This is a genomic window from Trabulsiella guamensis ATCC 49490 (assembly GCF_000734965.1).
GTDB lineage: Bacteria > Pseudomonadota > Gammaproteobacteria > Enterobacterales > Enterobacteriaceae > Trabulsiella > Trabulsiella guamensis.
In genome coordinates, this window is the sequence record NZ_JMTB01000043.1 from 77001 (window position 1) to 103880 (window position 26880).

Sequence of the window (26880 nt, forward strand, 5' to 3'; positions counted from 1 at the left end):
TTATATCAGGCATGCGCCACTGGCGTCGGGTGATGCTCCACTTTGCGCAGCAGCATCAGTAGATAGATAAACGACACACCGGCAATCATGATGAACAGCAGATTATCGGAGTAGTTCTGCATCAGCATCGCCGTGAAAGTCGGCCCCAGAAGACTGCCGATGGTGTAGCTCAGCAACAGCGCCTGGTTCATCGCGACCAACTGGTGATGCTGCACTTTTTCACAGGCCCAGGCCATCGCCACCGGGTAAAGCGTAAAGCCTGCAGCCCCCAGGATAAACAGCGCGGGCGCCATCGCTGCCTGACTGAGCATCGCGGCGCAACCAATAATAACAACAAAAACCTGCACCCGCAGCACCAGCAAACGGCCATAACGATCGGCAAGACGCCCTACCGGCCACTGGCCGACGATGCCCGCACTGACCATGACCGCCATCCAGAAGCCAATACCCGAATCGCTGACCCCTTTGTGGTTCAGCCACAACGGCATCAGGCCATACAGTGACCCCAGCACAATACCGGAAATCACGCAGCCATTGACACCCAGACGCGCACCGCGCAGTTTGAACATCGACCAGACATGGCTGGCTTCATGCTGTTCTTGTTGTTGATTCACAATACGGGTAAACAACAGCGGGAGAATGCCCGCCAGTGTCAGCGCCGCCGCCCAGGGCAGAGCACTCATCAGATCCGTCGGCAGCTTGCTGACCATCAGTTGACCCAGCGCGGTACCCACGTAATAGACCATCATATACGCTGCCAGCAGACGACCACGGTTGCGTGACGTCCCGCTGCTCATCAGCGCGCTTTCAACGACGACCCAGATCATGGCGCAACCGACACCGGCGATGAACCGCCAGCTCATCCAGCTCCAGAAACCGACCATGAAACCCAGTCCGACGCATCCAACAGCAAAAATCAGCGAGGCGAGATAGTAGCTACGGTTGAACCCCATGCGCTGGATCAATCGTCCCGTCAGCAAGGTGCCGACCAGATTACCGGTAAAATAGGATGAGCCCACCATTCCCACCTGCCAGGTAGGAAGATTTTCATGAGCGAGCCAGAGCGGAACGAGCGTATTTAATACTGCGATCGCCAGCGTCAACAACAGCAGGCCACAGAGCAATAACAGCACTGGCCGGGAATAGGTGGTCATGGATACAAAAAACCGTGAGCTAATTCATATTTCGTGCGCATCATGCCATTGCTGTAAACGTTGTCAATCCACCAGAATTCAGCAATGACGCGGTTTTCAGGGCATCGATTGATCTTTCTTATTCAATAATGCGAGGAGGGAATTATTCTTCCGCTTATTCCATTGTTTTTCCTGGTTAATCAGGAAAAAGTGCGAAAAAGAACAGTCGAAAAATTTCATGGAAAGAAATACAGACAAAAACGCCAGCATCACAGGACGCTGGCGTTTTTCAGAGTCAGAAACCGGGTTTAACCGATGTACTGCAAACCGTTCATGTATGGACGTAACACTTCCGGCACTTCAATGCGGCCATCCGCCTGCTGGTAGTTTTCCATCACCGCTACCAGCGTGCGCCCTACCGCCAGACCCGAACCGTTCAGTGTATGCACCAGTCGGGTTTTCTTGTCAGATTTACTGCGGCAACGCGCCTGCATGCGACGCGCCTGGAAATCCCAGACGTTAGAGCAGGACGAAATTTCACGATAGGTGTTCTGCGCCGGCACCCACACTTCGAGATCGTAGGTTTTGGCGGCACCAAAGCCCATGTCGCCAGTGCACAGAATGATCTTGCGATACGGCAGACCGAGCAGTTGCAGCACTTTCTCTGCATGACCGGTCATCTCTTCAAGCGCGGCCATTGAATCTTCAGGGCGAACAATCTGCACCATTTCAACTTTGTCGAACTGATGCATACGGATCAGGCCACGGGTATCGCGACCGTATGAACCTGCTTCAGAGCGGAAGCACGGCGTGTGCGCGGTCATTTTGATCGGCAGATCGTCTTCATCGATGATTTCGTCGCGGACGAGGTTGGTCAGCGGCACTTCCGCCGTCGGGATCAGCGCATAGTTGCTGCTGTCTGCTTCTTCTTCCAGAGGACGCGTATGGAAGAGGTCACCGGCAAATTTTGGCAACTGGCCGGTACCATACAGCGTATCGTGGTTAACCAGATACGGCACATAGTTTTCGCTATAACCATGCTGTTCGGTATGCAGATCCAGCATGAACTGAGACAGCGCGCGGTGCATACGGGCAATCTGCCCTTTCATTACTACAAAACGGGAACCAGTGAGTTTCACGGCTGCCGCAAAATCGAGACCACTGTGCATTTCGCCCAGCGTGACGTGATCGCGCACGTCGAAATCAAACTGGCGCGGCGTGCCCCAGCGGCTGACTTCAACGTTGTCATTTTCGTCTTTACCCACTGGTACGCTGTCGTCAGGAATGTTCGGGATGGCCAGCGCGATATCGCGAATTTCTGCCTGGAGAACGTCCAGTTCGGATTTCGCCTGATCAAGCTCTTCACCCAGTTTGTTGACTTCCAGACGTAATGGCTCAATGTCTTCCCCGCGCGCTTTTGCCTGGCCGATGGATTTCGATCGCGAGTTACGCTCAGCCTGCAGATTTTCAGTTTGTACCTGCAGAACTTTACGACGCTCTTCAAGAGCGCGCAGCTTATCTACATCCAGCTTAAAGCCCCGGCGTGCCAGTTTTTCAGCGACTGCGTCTGGCTCATTACGCAGCAGATTGGGATCGAGCATGCTTATCCTGTGCTTATCGAATTGAAAGAGGAGAAAAAGACCGCAGCCTGCGGCCACAGATATAAGTGACAACATTACCGCAACGCCAGGCTTAGCGGTAGCGTTTTATAGGGCTATTTTGATCCTGTCCGGCAAGCCAGGCGAGCTTTTCGCCAATCTTCCCTTCAAGACCTCTGTTTGTCGGCTGATAGTAGCGCGTTTGTGCCATTTCCTGCGGAAAATACTCCTCACCGGCAGCATACGCATTGGGCTCGTCATGAGCATAACGATACTCCTGCCCGTAGCCCATCTCTTTCATCAGTTTGGTTGGCGCATTACGCAGATGCACTGGCACATCGTAATCCGGGCGCTCGCGGGCATCTGACATCGCCGCTTTAAAAGCGGTATACACGGCGTTACTTTTTGGCGCACAGGCAAGATAGACAATCGCCTGAGCGATAGCGCGCTCCCCTTCTGCCGGGCCGACGCGGGTGAAGCAGTCCCAGGCGGCGAGCGCCACCTGCATTGCTCGTGGGTCGGCATTACCGACATCTTCCGAGGCAATCGCCAGACAGCGACGCGCAACATACAGCGGATCGCCGCCCGCGGTAATAATCCGGGCATACCAGTAGAGGGCGGCATCCGGTGCGCTGCCGCGTACCGATTTATGCAGTGCCGAAATCAAATCGTAGAAACGGTCGCCTTTGTTATCAAAGCGTGCGCTGCGCTCACCAGCGATTTCCGTCAGCAGTGTCTGCTTGAGCACACGTTTTCCGGCGTCATCCGCTTCGGCCATGTCGGCCATCATTTCCAGCGTATTGAGCGCCCGGCGTGCGTCGCCATTGACCAGTTCAGCAATGGCCCGACGAGTCTCATCCGGCAGGATGATATCCTGACCGCCATAACCGCGGGCGTTGTCGGACATCGCCTGTTCGAGCACCTGCTCAATATCCTCTACAGTCAGCGATTTCAGCAAATAGACACGGGCACGCGAAAGCAGCGCTGAATTGAGTTCAAAGGAGGGGTTTTCGGTCGTCGCGCCAATGAAGGTGATGGTGCCGTCTTCGATATGCGGAAGGAAGGCATCCTGCTGGCTCTTGTTGAAACGGTGGACTTCGTCGACGAACAAAATGGTGCGGCGGCCGGCATTACGGTTTTGCCGGGCGCGTTCGATGGCTTCACGGATCTCTTTCACGCCGGAGGTGACGGCGGAAATGCGCTCGACATCCGCACTGGCATAGCGGGCAATCACTTCTGCCAGCGTCGTTTTTCCGGTTCCAGGCGGTCCCCAGAGAATCATTGAATGCAGATGCCCTGCTTCAATGGCTCGTGGCAACGGTTTACCCGGGGCCAGCAAGTGCTGCTGACCAATATACTGCGCTAAATTTTCTGGCCGCATGCGGGCGGCCAGAGGTTGAAACGCATTATCGGAAAAATCGAGTGACAGGTTGCTCACACTCGCCTCTACTTACGCTGATCGTCTACCGTCACGCCCTGCGGCGGGGTGAAAGTAAATTTAGACGCGTCAGTCACGCTGTTCTGCTGAGATTTCAGCTGATAGCTACTGCGCTGGTCATCCTGCTCGACAGCACTGAACTGATGGATGGTGCCATCACGACTGACGTTGATAGTAAATTCCTTCAGATTACCGCTGTTGCCTTTTGGCGTCAGCAGGAAGTCATCGCCATTTTGTTTAATGTTGTACTGCTGCCAGTCGCTGGACTGGTTACGGGCAATCAGCATGAATGGCGTATTGCTGGTGGCGTCTTTCAGCCAGGTCGCGGTCGCCTGTTCCACAAACGGGTTGTAGAACCACAGCGTTTTGCCATCAGAAACCAGAATGCTCTCGTCTGGCTGCGTCATATGCCAGTTGAACAGATTCGGCCGTTTTACCCATAAATCACCCTGACCTTCCTGCACCGCATTGCCGCTGCCATCGGTCACTTTCTGTGTGAAGCTGGCATGGAAACTGCTGACTTTATCCAGACGGCTCTTGAGATCGCTGGCGGCATCCGCCCATACGCTGCTGGCAACCAGACCTGAAAGTAAGGCACAGGTAATAGCGAGTTTTTTCATTATTCATCCTTAGTGTACGTCATGCTTCTGCCACCATTACAGGCTAATGCCCCACAGGGTGACAGAAGAAAATACTGATTTATGACTTATTTACTCATCTTTGCAATCATTCGAAGGGAGGTGGAGCCAGCACTTCACGGTTGCCGTTATGGCCCTGTTCGCTGACGATCCCCTGCGCTTCCATCTGCTCGATGATGCGGGCGGCACGGTTATAGCCGATGCGGAACTGACGCTGTACGCCGGAAATAGACGCTTTACGTTTTTCGGTGACGAAATTCACCGCCTGGTCAAACAGCGGATCCAGCTCTTCGCCGCCATCAAAACCACCTCCGCCGCCTTCGTTTTCGGTATCGGAAGTAATGCCATCAACGTACTGCGGACGACCGCGCGCTTTCCAGTCCTGCACCACGGCATGGACTTCCTGATCGCGCACGAAGGCACCGTGAACACGTACCGGCGTGGTTGAATTCGGGCCTGAATAGAGCATATCCCCCATGCCCAGCAGCGATTCGGCACCGCCCTGGTCGAGAATGGTGCGGGAGTCGATTTTGCTCGACACGGTAAAGGCGATACGCGTCGGAATGTTAGCTTTAATCAGACCGGTGATGACATCCACCGACGGACGCTGCGTTGCCAGCACCAGGTGGATACCCGCAGCACGCGCTTTCTGCGCCAGACGCGCAATCAGCTCTTCGACTTTCTTGCCAACCGTCATCATCAGATCGGCAAATTCATCAACCAGCACCACGATATACGGCAGTTTTTCCAGCACCGGATGGGTGGCGTCCATACTGTCGCCCGGCTTCCAGTACGGATCCGGAATCGGACGGCCCATGCGCGCCGCCTCTGCAATCTTGTCGTTGTAACCCGCCAGATTGCGCACGCCGAGCGCCGACATCAGTTTATAGCGGCGTTCCATCTCGTTAACGCTCCAGCGCAAGGCGTTGGCGGCGTCTTTCATGTCGGTAACCACTTCCGTCAGCAGATGCGGGATGCCTTCGTACACGGAAAGTTCCAGCATTTTCGGGTCGATCATGATGAAACGCACATCTTCCGGCTGCGCTTTGTAGAGCATGCTCAGGATCATGGCGTTCACACCGACCGACTTACCGGAACCAGTGGTACCGGCCACCAGCAGGTGCGGCATTTTCGCCAGATCAGCAATGACTGGATCGCCCGCGATATCTTTCCCCAGCACCACTGTCAATGGTGACGGGTTTTCGCGGAATTTCGCGCAGTCCAGCACTTCGCGCAGATAAACGGTGTGACGTTTCTTGTTCGGCAGTTCAAGGCCGACGTAGGGTTTACCAGGAATAACTTCCACCACGCGTACGGCGACGGTGGAGAGCGAACGCGCCAGATCGCGCGACAGGTTCGAGATACGCGCGGCTTTGACGCCTGGTGCGAGATTCAGTTCAAAACGGGTGATCACTGGACCTGGCGAGTAGTTCACCACATCCGCTTTAATGCGGAAATCGGCCAGACGTGCTTCAACCAGACGCGCCATTTGCTCCAGCGCGAAGGTGTCGACCGGCTCAACTTCCGTCGGCGGAGGCGTGAGAAGATCCAGTGACGGCAGTGGTGTGGTCGGTTTTTGCAGCGGGCGGCTGTCGCCGTTACGCATCAACAACGGATGAAGCAGGCTTTCCTGCACCGGTGGTTGTGATTGTACCGGCTGAGCATGTTGCTGCTGCGTGTGTGGTGCTGCTGCGGCAGGCGCTTCCTGCATCGGACTCGGCATAAACAGCGGCTCGCTCGGCGTATCATCCACCAGGGTTTTCATCGGCGAGAAGTCGAAATCATCCAGTGCAGATCCGCCATAACGCGCTTGCTGTGTCGCCGCGAACTGACGAGCCAGTTCGGCTTCGGCTTCTGCGTCTTCATCATACGCTTCATGCGGCTGCGCATAGTGTTGCGGTTCTTCACTGCGGTAACGCTGCTGCTGCGAAGCAGCAAACTGACGCGCCAGCTCTTCCTGTTGTTGCGCATCTGCTTCATCGTCAGTCATGTCGCTATCGGCATAAGGCTGATAACGCTCCGCCTGGCGTGCTTTTTCTTCTGCCATTCGTTGCGATGGCAGCTTAATGCCGTAAGAGGCGCGTTCCCGACGCGTAGGAAGGCGTACACGATTCGGTCGCGGCAACTGTGGGCCAATGCCCTCTTTCACCTGCGGACGCGGCGCATCGCTTGCCAGGCTGAAAATTGGGGCGGCGACGGACGCTGCGGCAGCGGCTGTTCCGGTCGCCTCTTTCACGCTGGCGGCGGCAGGCGTCATGGCTGACGCAGGATCAATCACTGGCGGCGAGGAAGGCACAGGGGCAGAAGCCGGCTTAGCAGGCTCAGGCGTTGGCTGATACCATGCCGCCAGTTGTTCTCGTTCGCGGGCGCGCTTTTCTTCCACTTCTTCGAAGTAATAAAGCGGCGGACGCTGCGGTTTGATCTCTTCTTCCGGCTCCGGCACGGCATCTGACTGCCATTCCGGCTGTTCCGGCTCATACGTATATTCTTCAGGATGTGGCGCATGAGGCTGCGGCGGCCAGCTGTCCGGCGCCGGAGCAATGGTCGGTTCCGCCGTTTGCGGACCAGGCACCTGCTGCCATTCCACGGCTGGTGTAGTGTCGACTGGTTCTGCGCTTTCAGGCGGGGGTGTTTGTACTACTGGCTCAACTGGCGCAGCCCAGGACTGCGCTGCCGTCGTTGCGGCAGCCGCCGCGGCGACCGGTTCTGTCAGCGAATGACCGTTCAGCAGGGGATCATACGGATCGTAATCCGACGGACGCACCGCACTGGTACCGGAGAACAGCACGTCGTCAGCGTCAGCGGCGACGCCGCGCGCACTGTACTGGATATCGTCTTCATCGTCGTCCATCCGTTTACCGGAGAAGAGCGCTTCGTCGGTTTTGCGCCCCACCGGGTTGGCGAACTTGTCCGCCAGACGTTTGCGACGGGCTAATGCGCCGCGCAGGATACGCGCCCGGCGGGAATCACGGCGAGGCGATAGTTGCTCCTCGTCGTCTTCATAATCATTTTCATACTCGTCGTCATCGACCCACGTATCATCACGACGGGTACGGTTGCTGGCGAAGGTCAGAATGTTCAGCACCCAGCTGCCAATTTTTTCGGCAATACTGACCCAGGACCAGCCAGTGAAGAGTGTCAGCCCCGCAGCCCAGATGCACAGAAGCGCAATAGTACCGCCACTGCTGTGCAGCATCGGTTGCAGCGCGGTGCTGAGCAGGCTACCGATCACGCCACCAGAAGCAAAATACCAGATGTCGTCGGCGTTAATCGCCGCCAGACCACAGGAAGTTAAGATTAGCGCCAGTACGCCAATCAGACGCAGTGAAACCGCGAAGTAATCAATATAATCTTCGTTAGCGCGATGCCGGTAAGCAAACCAGCAACCACCGATGATAATCACCGGAATGGTGTAGGCCATCACGCCAAAAATAAAGAACAGTGTATCCGCAAGCCATGCACCAGGCGCACCGCCGAGATTATGAATAGGCTCATGCCAGGCGGTTTGCGACCAGCTGGGATCTGAGGGGTTAAAACTGAGTAACGCTGCCATCAGCCAGACGGCAAAAAGGGAACACAGGATCAGTAACGCCTCCAGAAGTCGGCGCCCGCTGCTTAATCTTGTCAATCTGACTTCTTTGTCTTCAGTGTATTCCTGGCTCAAGAAAGGCTCTCCAGGTTTCAGGCTTTTCCTGCCCGATGCTAAAACGGACAACAGCGCCGGGTCTCCCCGGCACTGTTGCTGTATGGATTAACAGGAGTGTAATCAAACTATGTCGATTTTGCACCTGTTCCGTATTAGCGAGTCTTAATTACCAGACGATTGCTCTGTTTGACCTCTTCCATGACCACGTAAGTACGGGTGTCGTTCACACCCGGCAGACGCAGCAGGGTCTCGCCCAGTAACTTACGATACGCTGACATGTCCGGTACACGGGTTTTCAACAAATAGTCGAAATCGCCGGAAACCAGGTGACACTCTTGAATTTCTTCAAGTTTCTGTACAGCGGAGTTGAATTGCTCAAACACATCCGGTGCACCACGATTCAGAGTAATCTCAACAAAAACCAGAAGTGATGCATCCAGATAATGCGGGTTCAACAGCGCGGTATAGCCCTGAATAAAACCCTGTCTTTCCAGCCGGCGCACACGCTCAAGGCAAGGCGTCGGAGAAAGTCCCACTCGTTTAGAAAGCTCGACGTTGGAAATACGCCCATCCTTTTGCAACTCATTCAGAATGTTGCGATCGATGCGGTCGAGATCTTTGCCTGGGCGCTTCTTGCTATCTACCATTATTATTGTCTCTCTGTATTCCTTCCCTACTCCTGTCTGGACTCTTAGCACGTCACTGTTCAGAGTCTGCGCCCGTTGTTTACGCGCCGCTCTGTCGCCAGAGACATAGCGTAATCCAGGGTACGTGTTGAGAAGACCGGTGCCAGTTGGCTGCTTTCGCTATCTCGTATGGCGTCTGTCCACGCCATGCGCGGATTGCGCTAGCCCGGGTATACACGGAACCGTGTATATAAATGGTATTTGCATGCATGATAATTCAGCACACGCGAAACACTTCTTTAATCTTCCTTGAATGTTTTCGCAAAAGCACAGGTGATTGTCAAAGCAAAACATCGATTTTTAGTACAACATGCCAGATATTCCTTAACTGACTCTGCCAATCCTCATGTTTTCGCCTTATAACGCGTCTCTTTTCAGAAGAAATTATTATGGACTGCAACAGAAATAACGACTATCCATTGGCGTTTTCTATTGCACATATCGCTAACAACATTGCGCAGCCCTTTTTTTACTGCAACAAATTCCCTACAATCGCGGCAAACGTCTGCCAACAATTATGGGGATCTCATGGGCACGACCAAACACAGTAAATTGCTTATTCTGGGTTCCGGCCCTGCGGGATATACCGCAGCGGTCTATGCGGCACGCGCCAATCTGAAACCGGTGCTGATCACCGGTCTGGAAAAAGGCGGTCAGTTGACCACCACCACGGAAGTGGAAAACTGGCCAGGCGATCCAAATGACCTGACCGGTCCGCTGCTGATGGAGCGCATGCACGAGCATGCGACCAAATTTGACACCGAAATTCTCTTTGATCACATCAACAAGGTTGATCTGCAGAATCGTCCGTTCCGCCTGACTGGTGACAACGGCGAATATACCTGTGACGCGCTGATTATCGCCACCGGTGCTTCTGCGCGCTATCTGGGCCTGCCGTCTGAAGAGGCGTTTAAAGGCCGTGGCGTTTCCGCCTGCGCGACCTGTGACGGGTTCTTCTACCGTAACCAGAAAGTGGCAGTTATCGGCGGCGGTAACACGGCGGTCGAAGAAGCACTCTATCTGTCGAATATCGCTTCTGAGGTGCACCTGATTCATCGTCGTGATTCTTTCCGTGCGGAAAAAATTCTCATCAACCGTCTGATGGATAAAGTCGCGAGTGGCAACATTGTGCTGCACACCCATCGCACACTGGAAGAAGTCACCGGCGATCAGATGGGCGTCAGCGGTTTGCGTATCCGCGATACTCAAAACACCGATATCATTGAAACACTGGACGTCGCTGGCCTGTTTGTGGCGATTGGTCACAGCCCGAACACCGCGATTTTTGAAGGTCAGCTGGAACTGGAAAACGGCTACATCAAAGTCCAGTCCGGGATCCACGGCAACGCCACCCAGACCAGTATCCCGGGTGTGTTTGCTGCAGGTGACGTGATGGACCATATTTACCGTCAGGCGATCACCTCTGCCGGTACGGGTTGTATGGCCGCGCTGGACGCTGAGCGTTATCTCGACGGTCTGGCTGACGCGTGCAAATAATCTTTACAAGTCAGTAACAAAGGTAAATAAGGCGACGAAAAGTCGCCTTTATTTTTGCCCCGATGTAACATTGCCGTGCCCAATAAAACTCATAACTGCACCTGCTAAGCACGCAATGAATAAAACCCGTCAACAAGAGCTTACCCGCTGGTTAAAACAGCAGAGTATCCTGTCCCGACGCTGGCTGACGCTATCTCGTCTGCTGGGCTTCGTCAGTGGACTTCTGATCGTCGCGCAAGCCTGGCTGCTCGCCCGCACGCTCCATCACATGATCATGGAGAACATTCCGCGCGAAGCCTTACTGCTGCCTTTCGTTTTACTGGTTCTCACCTGGGTGCTGCGCGCCTGGGTGGTATGGCTGCGTGAGCGTGTCGGGTTTCATGCCGGGCAGACTATCCGTTTTGAGATCCGCCGTCAGGTGCTTGACCGCCTGCAACAGGCCGGTCCGGCGTGGATCCAGGGTAAGCCTGCCGGAAGCTGGGCAACGTTGATTCTGGAACAGATTGACGATATGCATGATTACTACGCCCGTTACCTGCCACAGATGGCGCTGGCGGTCTGCGTACCGTTGCTGATCGTGATGACGATTTTCCCCTATAACTGGGCCGCCGCGCTGATCCTGCTCTGCACCGCGCCGCTCATCCCGCTGTTTATGGCACTGGTCGGTATGGGCGCCGCCGATGCCAACCGGCGTAATTTTCTGGCGCTGGCTCGTCTGAGCGGTCATTTTCTCGATCGTCTGCGATGGATGGATACCCTGCGACTGTTCGGTCGCGGCGAGGCGGAAACCGAAAACATCCGCCATGCCTCACAGGATTTTCGCCAGCGAACGATGGAAGTCCTGCGTCTGGCATTCCTCTCTTCCGGGGTACTGGAATTTTTCGCCTCACTGTCGATAGCGCTGGTGGCGGTCTATTTTGGCTTCTCCTACCTCGGCGAGTTTAATTTCGGCTCTTATGGTCTCGGCGTAACGCTCTCGGCCGGTTTCTTAGCACTGATTCTGGCACCGGAATTTTTCCAGCCGCTGCGCGATCTCGGTACCTTTTACCACGCCAAAGCGCAGGCCGTCGGTGCGGCTGACAGCCTGAAAACGTTTCTCGAAACGCCGCTGGCGCAGCCTGAACCGGGCGAGCACCGGCTTTCTGATGACGAGATGATCAGCATTCAGGCGCACGAGCTGCTCATTAAATCGCCTGAAGGTAAACCCCTGGCCGGGCCGCTTGATTTCGAACTTGCCGCCGGGCAGCGCGTGGTTCTGGTCGGGCAAAGCGGTTCCGGAAAAAGCTCGTTGCTCAATACCCTGGCCGGTTTTTTACCTTATGAAGGCAGTCTGCGCATCAACGGCGTTGAACTGCGAGAGCTGCACACGGAAGGCTGGCGCCGACTGATAAGCTGGGTCGGGCAAAACCCGCATCTTCCTGCCGCCACACTGCGCGAGAACGTGCTGCTGGCAGATCCTGATGCCAGCGACGAACAGCTTCAGGCTGCGCTTGATGCCGCCTGGGTCAGCGAATTTATTGATCAGTTGCCGCAGGGCATCGACACCCCCACCGGCGATCAGGCCGCAGCTCTTTCCGTCGGTCAGGCACAACGAGTCGCTGTCGCCCGCGCCTTACTCACACCGTCTCGGCTGTTGTTGCTGGATGAACCCGCCGCCAGTCTTGATGCGCATAGCGAGTTGCGTGTAATGCAAGCATTAACTCAGGCATCCACTCGCCAGACCACGCTAATGGTTACGCATCAACTGGAAAACCTGACAGACTGGGACGCCATCTGGGTGATGCATGATGGACGCTTAGTTGAACAAGGGGACTATGCGACGCTGGCACAGGCTGACGGCCCGTTTGCGAGCCTGCTGGCTCACCGTCAGGAGGAGATTTAAATGCGTGCACTGCTTCCCTATCTGGCTCTCTATAAACGCCACAAATGGCTGTTGTCGCTCGGTGTGGTGCTGGCGATTGTGACTCTGCTCGCCAGTATCGGTCTGTTGACGTTGTCCGGCTGGTTCCTGTCGGCGTCAGCGGTGGTGGGCGTTGCCGGGCTTTACAGTTTCAACTACATGTTGCCTGCGGCGGGTGTGCGTGGCGCGGCGATTATCCGTACTGCCGGACGCTACTTTGAGCGTCTGGTAAGCCACGACGCCACCTTCCGCGTATTACAGCACCTGCGCGTTTTTACCTTCAGCAAGTTGCTTCCCCTCTCCCCTGCCGGGCTGGCGCGTTTTCGCCAGGGTGAACTGCTGAACCGCGTGGTCGCGGATGTCGATACCCTTGATCATCTCTACCTGCGCGTAATTTCGCCGCTGGTGGGCGCGCTGGTGGTCATTCTTGTGGTGACGTTTGGTCTGAGCCTTCTTGATATGACACTGGCCCTGACGCTGGGTGGCATCATGCTGGCGACGCTGTTTATCCTGCCCCCTGTGTTCTATCGCGCCGGGAAACCCACCGGCGAAAGCCTTACCCGGCTGCGTGGTCAGTACCGCCAGCAGGTGACAGCGTGGTTGCAGGGTCAGGCGGAACTGTCGCTGTTTAACGCCAGTACCCGCTACCGCCAGCAGATGGAACAGACGGAAATGAACTGGCATGAGGCGCAGCGGCGACAGTCCGAGCTGACGGCCCTGTCTCAGGCCATGATGTTGCTGATCGGCGGCGTGGCGGTGATCACCATGCTATGGATGGCCGCAGGCGGCGTCGGCGACAACAAACAGCCTGGGGCGCTCATTGCGCTGTTTGTGTTCTGCGCGCTGGCGGCGTTTGAAGCGCTGGCACCGGTCACGGGCGCCTTCCAGCATCTCGGTCAGGTGATTGCTTCAGCCTTACGTATCAGTCAAATCACCGAACAGCAGCCTGAAGTCAGCTTCCCGGCAGCTGCAACCACAGTGCCGTCGCAGGTCAGCCTGACGCTAAAACAGGTTTCATTTCGCTATCCGCAGCAGCCACAATGGGCGCTGGACGGCATTTCCGCGCAGATCACCGCCGGTGAACACGTAGCGATCCTCGGGCGCACCGGCTGTGGCAAATCAACCCTGTTGCAGCTTCTGACGCGCGCCTGGGACCCGCAACACGGCGAGATCCTGCTCAATAATCGCCCCGTCAGCGAATTTGATGAAGCGTCGCTGCGCCAGGCGATGAGCGTCGTACCTCAGCGTGTCCATCTTTTCAGCGCCACCTTGCGCGATAATCTGCTGCTGGCAAAGCCGGATGCTACGGATGCTGACCTGACGGTAGTGCTGCAGCGCACCGGGCTGGATAAACTGCTTGAGGACAGCGGACTCAACAGCTGGCTTGGCGAAGGCGGTCGTCAGTTGTCGGGCGGTGAACTGCGCCGTCTGGCTATCGCCCGCGCGCTGCTGCACGATGCGCCGCTGATGCTGCTGGATGAGCCAACTGAAGGGCTTGACGCGACAACAGAGCGGCAGATCCTTGATTTACTGACGGTTGTGATGCAGGAAAAAACCGTGCTGATGGTCACGCATCGTCTGCGTGGACTGGCGCGTTTTGATCAGATAATTGTAATGGACAACGGACAAATTATTGAGCATGGTAGTCACGCAGATCTGTTGGCGAAACAGGGGCGTTATTACCAGTTCACGCAGCGTCTGTAGGCCACTCTATCAATTGTTTGCCATGTAAGAGGTCGTTCTGGCATGCGTCTGGTCCAGCTTTCCCGTTACTCGATTGCGTTCCCCTCGCCAGAAGGGGCTTTGCGTGAACCCAATGGGTTACTGGCATTAGGGGGCGATCTTAGCCCGGCCCGGCTATTGATGGCGTATCAGCGCGGTATTTTCCCCTGGTACTCGCCAGGTGATCCTATTTTGTGGTGGTCACCCGATCCCCGTGCGGTTTTGTGGCCGGAACAATTTCACATCAGCCGCAGCATGAAGCGATTCCATAAAAACTCGCCCTACCGCGTGACGCTGAATCATGCCTTTGAGCGTGTGATTGAAGGCTGCGCCAGCGATCGCGACGAAGGCACCTGGATCACCAGCGATATTGTCGAAGCCTATCACCGGCTGCACGAGCTTGGTCATGCGCACTCCATTGAGGTGTGGAAAGAAGACGAACTGGTCGGTGGCATGTATGGCGTTTCTCAGGGCGCGCTGTTCTGCGGCGAGTCGATGTTCAGCCGCGCTGAGAATGCCTCTAAAACCGCGCTGCTGGTGTTCAGCGCCGATTTTGCCCGTCAGGGTGGCAGACTCATTGACTGCCAGGTGCTGAACAGCCACACGGCATCACTGGGCGTGACAGAGATACCCCGGCGAATCTACCTTGAACAGCTTTCCGCATTACGTGCTCATTCTCTCACGCAGCGCTGCTGGGTGCCGAGAACGCTCTTTTCCCCTGCGACATAAATGTTTTCGAAACATTTTTTTATCAGGGTGATATAATTGTGCCGAAGAGTCGCTTCTGCATCTTGCCCCGCCGCCGTTTGGGACCGTTCGAGTCAGTTAATACCACTGCTCCTTCTCTACGTTTGCGCTGTCATACGCTCTTTTCGTGTGGCATCAGGGCAATGCGCAAAAACGACTTTGCGTTTTTTACGTACAAATCTTTACTTAATTGCTGAATTTCGGCATTATCTTGCCGGTTCAAAACTACGGTAGTGATACCCCAGAGGACTAGATGGCCAAAGAAGACAATATTGAAATGCAGGGTACCGTTCTTGAAACGTTGCCTAACACTATGTTCCGCGTAGAACTGGAAAACGGACACGTGGTAACCGCGCATATCTCCGGTAAAATGCGTAAAAACTATATCCGCATTCTGACGGGCGACAAAGTGACTGTTGAGCTGACCCCGTACGACCTGAGCAAAGGCCGCATTGTCTTCCGTAGTCGCTGATTGTTTTATTTGCCGAAACGGCAACCGAATTATGCTGAAAGGCCGGGAAGTGTTCCCGGCTTTTTTCATGGCATGACGGATGAAAAAAAACGGGCTTACGCCCGTTTTTTTATGCGGTAAGGAAATTAATGTGCCGCTTCCGGTTTGTGCTTCTGCGCACTCTGGAAACCATATGTCAGCGCATTTTTCTCTTTATCGAGTTCAACAGTGACCTGACCGCCGTCAACCAGTTGACCAAACAGCAGCTCGTTTGCCAGTGGTTTCTTCAGGTTGTCCTGAATCACACGCGCCATCGGACGCGCGCCCATCGCACGATCATAGCCTTTGTCAGCCAGCCAGTTGCGGGCATCCTGGCTCACTTCCAGCGACACGCCTTTCTGATCCAGTTGCACCTGCAGTTCGACGATGAACTTATCCACAACCTGATGAATCACTTCCGTCGAGAGGTGATCGAACCAGATGATGTTGTCCAGACGGTTACGGAATTCCGGCGTAAAGATCTTCTTAATCTCTTCCATTGCATCGGTGCTGTTATCCTGCTGGATAAGGCCGATGGATTTACGTTCGGTTTCACGTACCCCGGCGTTGGTGGTCATCACCATCACCACATTGCGGAAGTCCGCCTTGCGGCCGTTGTTATCGGTCAGCGTACCGTTATCCATTACCTGCAACAGCAGGTTAAAGACGTCCGGGTGCGCTTTCTCGATCTCGTCGAGCAACAGTACGGCATGAGGATGCTTAATGACCGCATCGGTCAGCAGACCGCCCTGGTCGAAGCCCACATAGCCAGGAGGCGCGCCAATCAGGCGGCTCACCGTATGGCGTTCCATATATTCGGACATATCGAAACGCAGCAGCTCAATGCCCAGCGCTTTCGCCAATTGCACGGTCACTTCAGTTTTCCCGACCCCGGTCGGCCCGGCGAACAGGAAAGAACCTACCGGTTTGTGGTCGTGACCCAGGCCGGCGCGGCTCATCTTGATGGCTTCGGTCAACGCCTCAATGGCATTATCCTGACCAAAGACCAGCATTTTCAGGCGATCGCCGAGGTTTTTCAGCGTATCGCGATCGCTTTGCGAGACACTCTTCTCCGGGATACGCGCTATACGCGCGACCACAGATTCGATATCCGCCACATTCACCGTTTTCTTGCGTTTGCTGACCGGCATCAGACGCGCCCGCGCGCCCGCTTCGTCGATCACATCAATTGCTTTATCCGGCAGATGGCGATCATTAATGTATTTCACCGCCAGCTCCACCGCCGCCCGCACCGCTTTCGCGGTGTAACGCACATCGTGATGCGCTTCGTATTTCGGTTTCAGACCGTTGAGGATCTGCACAGTTTCTTCAACTGACGGCTCGGTGATATCAATTTTCTGGAAACGACGCGCCAGCGCACGATCCTTCTCGAAGATATTGCTGAATTCCTGGTAGGTGGTGGAACCAATTACCCGGATCTTGCCGCTGGAAAGCAGCGGTTTAATCAGGTTAGCGGCATCCACCTGGCCGCCCGATGCCGCACCCGCACCGATGATGGTGTGGATCTCGTCGATGAACAGAATACTGTTGGTATCCTGCTCCAGCTGTTTCAGCAGCGCTTTAAAGCGTTTTTCAAAATCACCGCGGTATTTGGTCCCTGCCAGCAGTGAGCCGATATCCAGCGAGTAGATGGTGCAATCGGCGATCACTTCCGGTACATCGCCCTGCACAATGCGCCAGGCGAGACCTTCAGCGATAGCGGTTTTACCGACGCCGGATTCACCCACTAGCAGCGGGTTATTTTTGCGACGGCGACACAGAACCTGGATGGCGCGTTCCAGTTCTTTGTCCCGTCCGATTAACGGGTCGATGCCGCCGACACGCGCGAGCTGATTGAGGTTGGTCGTGAAGTTTTCCATACGTTCCTCCCCGCCTGCTTGCTCTTCGCTGTTCGGTTGACTTCCGGCATCTGAAGACTGGCTCGGCTCGGCTCGTCTTTGCGCGTGCCGTGAGAAATGAAGTTCACCACATCAAGGCGGCTGACTTCGTGTTTACGCAGCAGGTAAGCCGCTTGTGACTCCTGCTCGCTGAAAATGGCGACCAGCACATTCGCACCGGTAACTTCGCTGCGACCGGAAGACTGAACGTGAAAGACCGCGCGCTGCAATACGCGCTGGAAGCTGAGCGTCGGTTGCGTATCGCGCTCTTCTTCACTGGCGGGCAGTACGGGTGTGGTTTGTTCGATGAAGGCTTCGAGTTCCTGACGCAGCGCCACCAGATCCACAGAACACGCTTCCAGCGCTTCACGGGCCGATGGGTTGCTGAGCAAAGCCAGCAACAGATGCTCGACGGTCATAAACTCATGACGGTGCTCGCGCGCTCTGGCGAAAGCCATATTTAAACTGAGTTCCAGTTCTTGATTGAGCATAGGCACCTCCCCCAATTTTCATGCCTGTCTTCAGGCTTTTTCCAGCGTACACAGCAACGGATGCTCGTTCTCCCTCGCGTATTTGTTCACCATCGCTACTTTGGTTTCTGCGACCTCTGCGGTAAATACGCCACAAATCGCCTTACCTTGATAATGAACCGTGAGCATCAGTTGCGTTGCACGTTCTACATCATAAGAAAAGAATTTTTGTAACACGTCAATAACAAACTCCATGGGAGTATAATCATCATTGACCAATATCACTTTATACATCGATGGCGGCTTCAGCGCATCGCGCAGTTTATCTTCTGCCAGCTGGTCAAAGTCCAGCCACTCTCTGGTCTTGCTCATCGTCAGTTATCATCTTAGTTTACAGGTGCCGACAGGCCGGAGGCCCACCGCTGACAAGAGTCTACACACTATTGAATCTACACGAGATCGCAGATAACTATCATCTATTGTTGTCATCCGCGACAGCTGTCACATTCCCCGGAATAGCGTTAACTGCTTCAAATTTTGATTCATTTTCCACCGTTTCGCGACGCCATCCCCTTGACGCGATACCCGCTTTATCTACATTCTACTGATTGAGAGTTGGCGAGGATTTGAACAGTCCTCCGACTCTACCACCGGTCATTCCATCTACTTATAAAGATTTACGAAGGATGTCGAAGTATGGAAATGGGTACTGTTAAGTGGTTCAACAATGCCAAAGGGTTTGGTTTTATCTGTCCCGAGGGCGGTGGCGAAGACATATTCGCTCATTACTCCACCATTCAGATGGATGGTTACAGAACGCTAAAAGCCGGGCAATCTGTTCGGTTTGATGTCCATCAGGGCCCTAAAGGCAATCATGCCTCAGTGATTGTGCCCGTCGAAGCAGAAACGACCGCATAGCTCTTATGCATTATTGTGTACATCCCGCAGGCAAAATGCCAGTCCTTATGACTGGCATTTTTTTCGCTTATTCGCGCGCCAGCGCATCCACCGGATCAAGTCGGGCCGCATTTCTCGCAGGTAACCAGCCAAACAAAACGCCGGTCAGCGTCGAGCAGAAAAACGCCGTCAGCAGCGCCAGCGGTGAGAAACCAATCTCCCAGCCCGGCAAAAAGAGTTGCAATACCATGGCAATCATCAGCGATAACGTTACGCCCAGCGCGCCACCCACCAGGCACACCAGCACCGCCTCAATCAGGAACTGCTGCAGGACATCGCTGGCCCGCGCACCAACCGCCATGCGGATGCCGATCTCTCGGGTACGTTCCGTGACCGACACCAGCATAATATTCATCACGCCAATCCCGCCTACCACCAGTGAAATCACCGCCACCAGTGTCAGGAACAACTGAAGAGTATGTGTGGTTCTTTCCGCCGTTTTCAAGACACTGTCCATATTCCAGGTAAAGAAATCTTTCTTACCGTGGCGCAGCGTCAGCAACCGGGTCAGTTGCTGTTCCGCGAGCGCACTGTCATAACCCTCTTTGACCCTGACGGTGATAGAGTTGAGCCACGACTGCCCGACCACGCGCCCTGACATGGTGGTGTACGGCAACCAGACGCGCAGCACTTTGCTGCTGCCGAACATTGACTGTTTTTCATCTGCCACGCCAATCACCGTGGCGGGCGTATTGCCCACCAGTATCACTTCCCCGACGACCTTCGCTTTATTGGGAAAGAGCTGGCGGCGGCTGTTGCTGTCAAGCACCACCACCTGCGCACGGCCATTAAGTTGAATATCATTAAAGGTATTTCCTTCGCTGAAGGTCATACCGTAGACGTTGAAATACTGTCCACCGACCCCTTCCGCATTCGCCGCCACATCAATATTGTTGGCGCGCAGACGCAGGCTTTTAGACACCGCCGGAGTCGCCGAACTGACCCACGACTGTTTCTGAATCGCCAGCAGATCATCATATTTCAGCGACTGCTGGTACTGCGGATCGTCGTCGCCAAAATCCTTACCGGGGTAGATATCAATAGTATTGGTGCCAATCGCCCGGATATCCGCCAGCACCATCTGCTTAGCGGCGTCGCCCACCACTACTATCGAGACCACCGAAGCGATGCCGATGATAATCCCCAGCATCGTTAGCAACGTGCGCATTTTATTAGCCGCCAGCGCGCGCCAGGCCATCGACAGCGCTTCGCGAAACCCGCTGGTAAACTGTCGCCAGCCGGAAGCATTGGCATGTTGCTCGCGAATAGCAGCTCCCTGCGTTGCTGTTTTCGCCGGGGGATTGGTCATAATTTCCCCGTCACGAATCTCGATGATGCGCTCCGCCTGCGCCGCTACTTGCGGATCATGCGTCACGATGATGACCGTATGGCCCTGCTCTTTCAACTGATGCAGGATAGCCATCACTTCGTCGCCGGAATGGGTATCCAGCGCCCCGGTGGGTTCGTCGGCGAGGATCACCTGTCCGCCGTTCATCAGCGCACGTGCAATACTCACGCGCTGCTGCTGGCCGCCGGACAGCTTCGACGGCTGATAATCCACCCGATCTTCCAGCCCCAGGCGCTTCAGTAATCCGAGCGCCCGCTGTCGTCTTGCTTTGCGTTCCGTACCGGCGTAGACCGCCGGGATCTCCACATTCTGCGCCGCCGTCAGGTGTGATAACAGGTGGTAGCGCTGAAAGATGAAGCCAAAGTGTTCACGGCGAAGCTTTGCCAGCGCGTCGCCGTCCAGCGTGGCGACATCAGTTCCGGCAACGCGATACGTTCCGCTGCTCGGCTTATCGAGACAACCGAGTATATTCATCAGGGTCGATTTGCCCGAGCCGGAAGCGCCGACAATCGCCACCATTTCGCCGGCTTCAATACTGAGGGTGATCCCTTTGAGCACATCGACACTGCCGTCACCGGAGGGATAACTGCGCCGAATATTATTCAGCTCAAGCAGTGCCGTCATTTCGCGGCTCCGGGTTTGCCTTCGCCGGTGATGACCTCATCCCCCTCTTCAAGCCCTTTGGTAATCTCCACGTCGGTGTCGTTGCGCGCACCAATGCTGACTTCACGATCTTTGACCTCACCGTTACGCAGCAACCGCACGGTATAGCGGTTGTCGCCAACGGCGTCTCCCAGCGCCGACAACGGAATCGTCATGATGTTTTTCACGCCGCTGAGCTGAATATGCACCTGGGCGGTCATCTCCAGACGCAGCACGCCCTGCGGGTTCGGCACTTCAAAACGGGCGTAATAGAAGATGGCGTCGTTCACTTTTTCCGGTGTCGGCAGAATGTCTTTCAGTGTGCCTTCGTAGCGCGTCAGCGGGTCGCCAAGTACGGTAAACCAGGCCTTTTGTCCTGGTTTAAGGTGGATCACATCCGCTTCCGACACCTGCGCTTTCACCAGCATGGTGCTGAGATCCGCCAGAGTCAGAATATTCGGCGCCTGTTGCGCGGCGATGACTGTCTGCCCCTGCAGCGTCGTTATTTGCGTCACTTCACCCGCCATCGGGGCGACAATGCGGGTGTAATCCAGATTGGTTTTTGCCGTATCAAGGGTCGCCTGATTGCGTTTAATCTGCGCTTCGATAGTACCGATTTGCGCCTGCTTAACCGCCAGATCAGTCGCGGCGGTATCCAGATCCTGTTGCGAGATCAGGTTAGTTTTCGCCAGTTTTTGCTGTCGCGCCAGCGTCACCTGCGCCAGTTTCTGCTCAGCCTGCGCCTGCCGCAGTTGGGCGCGAAGCTCCATCAGCGTGGCGTCCACCTCTTTGATCTGGTTTTCCGCCTGTTCCGGGTCAATAACCCCCAGCAACTGATCTTTTTTCACTTTATCGCCAATGCTGACTGACAGTGTTTTTAGCTGACCGCTCACCTGGGCGCCTACATCCACTTTGCGTAGCGCATCAAGCTTACCGGTCGCCAGCACGCTTTGTTGCAAATCGCCCTTGCGCACAATCAGCGTCTGATATTGTGGCAGCGGAGCATTCAGCGTCCGCCATAGCCAGATCCCGGCAATGACAATCAGCACAGCCAGCAGCAGATAAACCTTTTTGCTTTTTCCCTTCAAATTCATAAAAAGTCCAACTCTATGCACGGGCATAAATAAAGGATGATTCTATCTAAACCTGACCTCAACGAAACCCTCTGTTTTACCAACAGGTCTGATTTGTTTAGACAGTATTGATTATTCACCTGATGAAATAGTGCCATCCCTACCTGACCAACAGATTTCATCATGTCATTCATCGCAGAAATATCGCAATCGGAATCCGCGCAACTGAAGTCGGGCTGGCAGCTTTTTCAGTTACTTCGAAGTGGAAAACTCATGCCAGGCCTGGCGTGGCGCAATCAGGCCTATCGCCGCAAATTCATGCTGCGTTCGCTGGCAACACCGTTCAGCACGTTGCACCTGTTGAATGTCCTGGCCCAACAGCCGCAACTGATACAGATGCTGCATGTGCAGCCAGGACTGCCCTGCCGTCTGCATCGCCCGTGGTTATCCGTCAATATGTCGCGCGCACAGGCTGTCGACGCGCTGCACTGTCACTATCAACGGCTCGCCGACGTGCTGCCGGTGCGGGTATTCAACCGCTATCTCACGCCGGATGGCGTCACACTGGCAGTGCTGAGCGGTAAAGACGACCAGACCTTTACGGTGCGTCTGCGGGCCGACGCCATGCAGGATAAAGAAGGCGAAGCGACGTTGCAGTTTTATGATGCGCAGGAAATTATGCTGGCGGAGTTGACCTTTACGTTCTGCCGCTTCGGGGGCAAAAATACGCTCTATATCGGCGGCCTGCAAGGCGCCAAAGCGCACGTCCCCCATGAACGGATCCAGACGGCGACCAGGGCCTGCCACGGTCTTTTTCCGAAACGCCTGCTGGTGGAAGTCGCCATGACGCTGGGCCAGCATCTCGGCGCGGCGCAGATCCGCGCAGTCAGTAACGAAACGCATATTTACCGCAGCCTACGCTATCGCAGGAAAAAACAGGGACACCTGCATGCGGATTATAATAGTTTCTGGGCGTCGCTAGGTGCCCGTGTGGATGAGCGCGGCGATTACGTGCTGCCCAACGAAATGCGACGTAAGCCGATGGAAGAGATTGCCAGCAAGAAGCGCGCCGAATATCGTCGCCGCTACGCGCTGTCAGACAGTCTGCATCAACAAACGCGGCTGGTATGTCAACGCTAATCTGCTCTCCCGCGCGCCAGCCAGAGTACGCGGGAGAACATTTTTCGCAGCAGCATCGGGACGGCATCGATCCCCCGACGCCCGGCTTCAATCGCCACTTCAATAGCCAGATCCGGCTTTGATGAGCGGTGAATCGCTTTAGTGATCACCCGCCGCAGGTTCATCGGCACGCCTTCCGGAATCTGCGCCACCCGGTGATAAACCCCCGCGAACCCCTGTTTGTACATGAAGTGTTCCATATCCATGGCCGGTAACACCGTCAGGTGATCCCGCTCCAGCTCTCCGTCATTGTTGAGCAGGCTGCGCACTGTCGCGGCATATTTCTTCCCGGCTTCATCACCATCCACCAGCACATGCCACTCGATGCCCATCCGGCGGGCAAACTTAATCAGCGGCTTCAGGCCTGACTGGGCGAATTCGATCACTTTCACCCCTTCCGCATCAAAATGGTGACCGCACTGGCGTGCCATTTCGTTGATCATCCAGGTTTCGGTTTCGCCTTCCACCAGCAGCCAGCAGCGGGAAAAGAGCGAAGAGGCACGATTAAAACGAATATGGAACGCGATGCGGCGACCGTCTTCCGCATTCATTCCACCTGGCCCGAGACGCCATGCGGCCACCCGCGACGACTCACGCACCAGTCGGCACACCTGCTCAACCGGCGTCATGGATAACAGTTCGCTGGAGTTGGTAGTAGTCACCTGCTGTAACGGCAGAAGATTCAGCAAATTCCAGGCGACGGAGAGCATGATCGGATGCAGACGGGTTTCCGGATCTTCCACCAGCAACAGGGGGCGCGCATCCCGGTCCAGCCTGACAGTGCCTTTGGCCTGCAACAGAGTGGAGAACAACCCCAACAGGATCACCCGATGGCTGCGACTGCCGGGTTTATCGATCATGCGGTTAATAATGTCGAGATAACGCCAGCTGCGCTGTTCATCCGTCGACCGCCGGCGTAACAAACGGTGGCGTGATTCGGCGGTTCCCTGCTCGGAAAAGTAGTGTTCCAGCAGTTGTACCATAGCGGAAAGCCCCTGGCGGATCTGGGCATCGGTGAGGTTTTGCGGGCTGCGCACCAGCTCGCGGGAGAGGAAATCAAGCTGGCGGGCGGTGACTTCTACATCCGGCAGATGCGGCACCGTCCCACTGCTAATGCGGCGCATAAAGCGGGCATCGCGCAGGCGCAGCACCGGTTTCAGGCGGATCAGATGGTGCGCCAGATTGTCGATATCGTCCAGTTCCAGCGCTTCGCCCTCGCCATTGAGGAAACTGCGCAGCGTCATCACGCTTCCGTCTTCCGCCAGTTCCCCTTCAAGACGATAAAAGACGCGCTGATAACCATCGTCGCAAGGTACCCACCCGGCAGAAAGCGGGCGATAACGGCGCACACGATGGCGGCCAGGCTCGAGTTCGCGAAAGGTCAGGATGATGTGTAAATGATGCTCGCGCCCCTGCACATCGCCCGTGGGAAACCAGAAATCGTCGCGGACAAAATGGTAGAGCGACGGCTCAGGAGACAACAGTAACGTTAATGCATCCAGGAGGCTGGATTTACCCCAGGCGTTTTCACCGATCAACACGTTGTTATGTTCCAGCATCAGCGATAAGCGCCGGATCCCGCGAAAGCCTACGATTTCCACCCGTTCAAGAAGCATAGCCCTCTCCCCTCCGTCATATTCTCCTTTTGCTATCAGCAGTATAGCGGCAGAGTCTGGCGCTGAACACCAGCCTAATCGTATCTGTTTAGCCTGTATTCTTTTCCAGATGAAACATGAAAACGCGTGAAAAGAATATGAACCAGAGCCTGCAATTATATTTTATGCTGTATGTTTACTTTCAGTTGAAGCATTCTACACTTACATTACCTCAGAATTTTCTAAGGAATGACACCGTATTGCCTTAAATCAAACCAATAAGACTTATTTAACTGGCAAAGGGATGGTTTTCATTTTTAGAATACGTAGTCTTTATTTTCATCGCATTCCTTTGTCGCGATAAATAAATGACCAGTGCGGCTTATTCGCGCACTGATACACTATTATCCATTGAGGTGGCTATGTTCAGAAAATTAGCAGCGGAATGCTTTGGTACATTCTGGCTGGTGTTCGGTGGTTGTGGTAGCGCGGTTCTGGCTGCGGCATTCCCTGAATTAGGAATTGGTTTTGCAGGTGTTGCGCTGGCGTTTGGTTTAACAGTACTGACCATGGCCTATGCCGTGGGTCATATCTCTGGCGGTCATTTCAACCCGGCGGTGACGTTAGGCCTGTGGGCTGGTGGTCGTTTCCCGGCGAAAGAGGTGATTGGTTATATTATCGCCCAGGTGGTGGGCGGTATTATTGCCGCAGCGATTCTGTACCTCATTGCCAGCGGTAAAGTCGGTTTTGATGCCGCAGCCAGCGGTTTCGCCTCTAACGGCTATGGCGAACACTCACCGGGCGGCTTTTCCATGCTGTCTGCCATTGTGATTGAGATTGTCCTGACCTGTGGCTTCCTGCTGGTCATCCACGGTGCGACTGATAAACATGCGCCGGCTGGCTTTGCGCCGATTGCCATCGGTCTGGCGCTGACGCTAATCCACCTGATCAGCATTCCGGTCACCAACACCTCGGTTAACCCGGCGCGCAGTACCGCCGTCGCCATCTTCCAGGGCGGCTGGGCACTGCAGCAGTTGTGGTTATTCTGGGTGATGCCGATTGTCGGCGGTATCCTCGGCGGCGTGCTCTATCGCACTCTGCTCGAAAAACGCGATTAAGCGAATTGTCACATACGCCCGACGTCGCCTCACCGCGTTGTCGGGCGTTTTTTATTCCGCATCTATTTACTGAGTCCCGGGAATTAGGTAGTGTCTGGTGCGCTATTTTTATTCAAAGGACCGGGTTGTTCATGTTCTCAGGCTTGCTGATTATCCTCCTGCCGCTGATAGCAGGTTATCTTATCCCCCTGCGCCATAGCGCAACACTGAAACTGATAAATCGTCTGTTAAGCTGGATTGTTTACGTGATTCTCTTTTTTATGGGGATCAGCCTGGCGTTTCTTGATAATCTGACAAGTAATCTACTGGCGATCCTTCACTATTCTGCTGTCAGTATCGTTATTATTTTGCTGTGCAATATTGTGGCGTTGTTATGGCTGGAAAGAGTCCTTCCCTGGCGTCATCAGCACCAGCAGGAAAAATTACCGTCGCGTATTGCGATGGCGCTGGAATCATTAAAACTTTGCGGCGTTGTGGTGCTGGGTTTTTTACTTGGACTGACCGGACTTGCTTTTCTTCAGCATGCCACCGAAGCCAGCGAATATACGCTCATCTTTTTGCTATTCCTCGTCGGCGTGCAATTAAGAAATAACGGCATGACACTCAGACAAATAATCCTGAATCGTCGGGGAATGATTGTCGCGGTTATTGTTGTCATCAGTTCGCTGGTGGGTGGCGCGATGAATGCCTTTATTCTTGACCTGCCGTTAAAAACCAGTCTCGCCATGGCATCCGGGTATGGCTGGTATTCGCTGTCGGGCATTTTGCTTACCGAAGCCTTTGGTCCGGTGATTGGCAGCGCCGCCTTCTTTAACGATCTGGCGCGCGAACTTATCGCCATTATGCTGATTCCGGGCCTGGTACACCGTAGTCGCTCCACCGCTCTGGGGCTGTCTGGTGCAACATCAATGGACTTTACTCTGCCGGTACTGCAACGTTCCGGAGGAATTGAAATTGTTCCTGCGGCGATTGTGCATGGCTTTATTTTGAGTCTGCTGGTGCCGTTATTAATGGCCTTTTTCTCCGCATAACGCCCTTCCTGGCGGTAATGCCATTACCGCCAAAATTGCGCTAAATCAATCTCTGTGTAAGTTGCATTAAAAAT

19 protein-coding genes and 1 pseudogene are annotated in these 26880 nt (G+C 54.9%); 9 read left to right on the top strand and 11 right to left on the bottom strand.

Going from position 1 to position 26880, the window contains the following annotated elements; translation table 11 throughout:
• Positions 1-5: 5 nt before the first annotated feature.
• The 6 genes from GTGU_RS05285 to lrp form a co-directional block, all read right to left on the bottom strand.
• Positions 6-1154 carry an MFS transporter gene (locus tag GTGU_RS05285; RefSeq protein ID WP_038154711.1) on the bottom strand — a complete coding sequence of 383 codons (1149 nt, stop codon included), beginning with the start codon at positions 1152-1154 and terminating at the stop codon, positions 6-8.
• A 287-nt stretch (positions 1155-1441) separates the two neighbouring features.
• A complete protein-coding gene (serS, locus tag GTGU_RS05290; protein WP_038154712.1) occupies positions 1442-2734 on the bottom strand; it encodes a serine--tRNA ligase in 1293 nt (430 codons plus the stop codon).
• 91 nt (positions 2735-2825) lie between these two features.
• Positions 2826-4169 (bottom strand): replication-associated recombination protein RarA, encoded by a 1344-nt coding sequence (rarA, locus tag GTGU_RS05295; RefSeq protein WP_038154714.1) that lies wholly within the window; start codon positions 4167-4169, stop codon positions 2826-2828.
• Positions 4170-4177: 8 nt separating this feature from the next.
• Positions 4178-4789 carry an outer membrane lipoprotein periplasmic chaperone LolA gene (lolA, locus tag GTGU_RS05300; RefSeq protein ID WP_038154716.1) on the bottom strand — a complete coding sequence of 204 codons (612 nt, stop codon included), beginning with the start codon at positions 4787-4789 and terminating at the stop codon, positions 4178-4180.
• A gap of 106 nt (positions 4790-4895) precedes the next feature.
• Complete coding sequence (locus tag GTGU_RS05305; RefSeq protein ID WP_038154717.1) at positions 4896-8471, bottom strand: DNA translocase FtsK 4TM domain-containing protein; 3576 nt, start codon at positions 8469-8471, stop codon at positions 4896-4898.
• A gap of 134 nt (positions 8472-8605) precedes the next feature.
• Positions 8606-9100, bottom strand: coding sequence for a leucine-responsive transcriptional regulator Lrp (gene lrp / locus GTGU_RS05310; protein ID WP_002439523.1), 495 nt, complete (start codon positions 9098-9100; stop codon positions 8606-8608).
• Between the two features lie 567 nt (positions 9101-9667).
• Between lrp and trxB the strand changes: the two genes are divergently transcribed.
• The 5 genes from trxB to infA all read left to right on the top strand — a co-directional run bounded on the left by trxB (position 9668) and on the right by infA (position 15477).
• Positions 9668-10636 carry a thioredoxin-disulfide reductase gene (gene trxB / locus GTGU_RS05315; protein WP_038154720.1) on the top strand — a complete coding sequence of 323 codons (969 nt, stop codon included), beginning with the start codon at positions 9668-9670 and terminating at the stop codon, positions 10634-10636.
• 115 nt (positions 10637-10751) lie between these two features.
• Positions 10752-12518 carry a heme ABC transporter permease/ATP-binding protein CydD gene (gene cydD, locus GTGU_RS05320; protein ID WP_038154722.1) on the top strand — a complete coding sequence of 589 codons (1767 nt, stop codon included), beginning with the start codon at positions 10752-10754 and terminating at the stop codon, positions 12516-12518.
• Positions 12519-14240, top strand: coding sequence for a heme ABC transporter ATP-binding protein/permease CydC (gene cydC, locus GTGU_RS05325; protein ID WP_038154723.1), 1722 nt, complete (start codon positions 12519-12521; stop codon positions 14238-14240). It begins immediately after the preceding gene.
• A gap of 42 nt (positions 14241-14282) precedes the next feature.
• Positions 14283-14987, top strand: a complete 705-nt coding sequence (gene aat / locus GTGU_RS05330) for a leucyl/phenylalanyl-tRNA--protein transferase (protein WP_038154724.1) — start codon at positions 14283-14285, stop codon at positions 14985-14987.
• A 271-nt stretch (positions 14988-15258) separates the two neighbouring features.
• Positions 15259-15477: a translation initiation factor IF-1 gene (infA, locus tag GTGU_RS05335; protein WP_001040187.1), complete on the top strand. Its 219-nt coding sequence runs from the start codon at positions 15259-15261 to the stop codon at positions 15475-15477.
• Between the two features lie 125 nt (positions 15478-15602).
• Here infA and clpA read toward each other — a convergent pair.
• Both clpA and clpS read right to left on the bottom strand, forming a co-directional pair.
• Positions 15603-17884, bottom strand: a pseudogene (gene clpA, locus GTGU_RS05340) (ATP-dependent Clp protease ATP-binding subunit ClpA).
• Between the two features lie 30 nt (positions 17885-17914).
• On the bottom strand, positions 17915-18235 hold the full coding sequence (clpS, locus tag GTGU_RS05350; protein WP_038154726.1) for an ATP-dependent Clp protease adapter ClpS: 321 nt from the start codon (positions 18233-18235) through the stop codon (positions 17915-17917).
• Between the two features lie 324 nt (positions 18236-18559).
• Between clpS and cspD the strand changes: the two genes are divergently transcribed.
• Positions 18560-18781 (top strand): cold shock-like protein CspD, encoded by a 222-nt coding sequence (gene cspD / locus GTGU_RS05355; RefSeq protein WP_038154727.1) that lies wholly within the window; start codon positions 18560-18562, stop codon positions 18779-18781.
• A 67-nt stretch (positions 18782-18848) separates the two neighbouring features.
• Here the strand turns inward: cspD and macB are convergent, their stop codons facing one another.
• Entirely contained in the window at positions 18849-20792 is a 1944-nt protein-coding gene (gene macB / locus GTGU_RS05360; RefSeq protein WP_038154728.1) for a macrolide ABC transporter ATP-binding protein/permease MacB, read from the bottom strand.
• Positions 20789-21904, bottom strand: a complete 1116-nt coding sequence (gene macA, locus GTGU_RS05365) for a macrolide transporter subunit MacA (RefSeq protein ID WP_038154729.1) — start codon at positions 21902-21904, stop codon at positions 20789-20791. Before macA ends, macB begins: the two co-directional genes overlap by 4 nt.
• Before the next feature lie 162 nt (positions 21905-22066).
• Between macA and GTGU_RS05370 the strand changes: the two genes are divergently transcribed.
• On the top strand, positions 22067-23023 hold the full coding sequence (locus tag GTGU_RS05370) for a VirK/YbjX family protein (RefSeq protein ID WP_038154730.1): 957 nt from the start codon (positions 22067-22069) through the stop codon (positions 23021-23023).
• Here the strand turns inward: GTGU_RS05370 and GTGU_RS05375 are convergent.
• Positions 23020-24678 (bottom strand): ATP-dependent endonuclease, encoded by a 1659-nt coding sequence (locus GTGU_RS05375; protein WP_038154732.1) that lies wholly within the window; start codon positions 24676-24678, stop codon positions 23020-23022. The two genes, GTGU_RS05370 and GTGU_RS05375, sit on opposite strands and share 4 nt — an antisense overlap.
• 401 nt (positions 24679-25079) lie before the next feature.
• Here GTGU_RS05375 and aqpZ point away from each other — a divergent pair, with 401 nt between their 5' ends.
• The gene (gene aqpZ, locus GTGU_RS05380; RefSeq protein WP_038154734.1) at positions 25080-25775 is read left to right on the top strand and encodes an aquaporin Z; all 696 of its coding nucleotides are present in this window, start codon (positions 25080-25082) and stop codon (positions 25773-25775) included.
• Between the two features lie 131 nt (positions 25776-25906).
• Positions 25907-26806: a LysO family transporter gene (locus GTGU_RS05385; RefSeq protein ID WP_038154735.1), complete on the top strand. Its 900-nt coding sequence runs from the start codon at positions 25907-25909 to the stop codon at positions 26804-26806.
• The last annotated feature ends 74 nt before the right edge of the window (positions 26807-26880 follow it).